This is a genomic window from Bacillus sp. P4_D3 (genome assembly GCF_056401855.1).
Map to the genome: position 1 here is coordinate 1 of NZ_JBFUIN010000749.1, position 1,454 is coordinate 1,454.

1 protein-coding gene and 1 pseudogene are annotated in these 1,454 nt (G+C 37.1%); both read left to right on the forward strand.

Annotation, left to right across the window (positions count from 1 at the left end):
* Positions 1-84, forward strand: a pseudogene (locus AC1DTM_RS26285) (DUF3958 family protein); the annotation flags it as partial.
* The coding region (locus AC1DTM_RS26290) for a T7SS effector LXG polymorphic toxin (RefSeq protein WP_477001262.1) at positions 81-1,454 on the forward strand (1,374 nt) is incomplete at its 3' end. The pseudogene AC1DTM_RS26285 and the gene AC1DTM_RS26290, both read left to right, overlap by 4 nt.

Sequence of the window (1,454 nt, forward strand, 5' to 3'; positions counted from 1 at the left end):
CTTAAAGAAAGACGAGACCTTAGTGATTTAGAAAACGACCTTTCCTATCAACAACAACAATTAGTAAAGGAGGCTAATTCATGAGTTTAAATATGTATTTGGGAGAAGTACAAAACCAAACTCAAAGTATGAACGCTGTATGTACGGCCACCATTCAAGGTATGGAACAAGCAATTCAGTCGATTGATGCTTTTGCAACTGATACTGTGTTACAAGGGCAAACATATAGCAGTGCAAAATCATTTTTTGTACAAACCTTTCGTCCTTTAGCGCAAGGAATCATTTACTTATGTGAAGAGCTAATCCGACAAAACAATGCCTTTCCAAGTCAATTTCAATCACAGGTAGCTTCAACAGATGTAATTGAACACGAGATACTAGAACAAATTCGAGAAATTGACCGAATGAAAACAAGTATGGAAGCTGTCAATCAAGCTATGCCAATGCCGGGTATGGATGCCATGGTAAATCTTTTTATTGTTATGAGGCAAAAACTGCAAGAAAAGCTGGATCATTTGTATCAATTCAATCAGACCTCTAGTAATAATTATAGTACAGCGCTTCAATTAGCAACTAGTATTGCTACAGGTCTTGCGGAAGTTCAAAGTGGGAAAGGGTTTAGTGTCGTCAGCGGTACATTTAGTACACAAGGATTGAATATGGATTGGACGGGGCCTATTCAAAAAATTACAGAAGATAAAGCTCGTGAAGTTGAAAGGTTAAATAAGGATTCTGAATCTGGTGAAGTAGACAAAAAAGATTCATTTTTAGGTATGACTGACTTTGATGCGATGGTACCATTAGATGGAATGGGGAATATATTCGGAACACTTTCAGGTGCAGCTGCAGTAGGGAATACAGTTTATAAAGTAAGGAATGGTTATGAGATAAAAAAAGAATTTGATAGAAAAAACAAACGAGTTCTTGTAAGAGAGAGTTATGATTCTGTTAAAGATAATAAAAAAGTTAATGGACGGCATAGAGATCATAAGATTTACTATGTAAATGATATCGAAAAGAAAATCGAAAATGGAACAGCTACTCCTAAGATAAAAGAAATAGAAGCTATGATAAAAAAAGGAAGCGCAGCTAAAATGGCCTTAAAGGATAAGCTTGGATGGGCTAGTGTAGCTATAGATTCATATACGGATACAAGTGAAAATATCAAAAATAATGCCTCGAATGATAAAATTGCAGGAGATATTATTGGTAATGTTGTAGTGGGAGGAGCAACAACTGTAGGGGCTGCGGTTCTGACTGTTGCAGTTCTTCCTGCTGCCGCGCCAGTTTTGGCAGTTGCAGCAGCAGGATTCGGTATTTCAGTAGGATTAGCATACGTAACAGAAGGTGTAAAATGGGATGTTGATTTAGATGGTGATGGTGAAGATGATAGTATTAAGGATATGGTGAAAACGGGTGCGAAAAAAACTTGGTCAACAGTAGCAGGGTGGTTT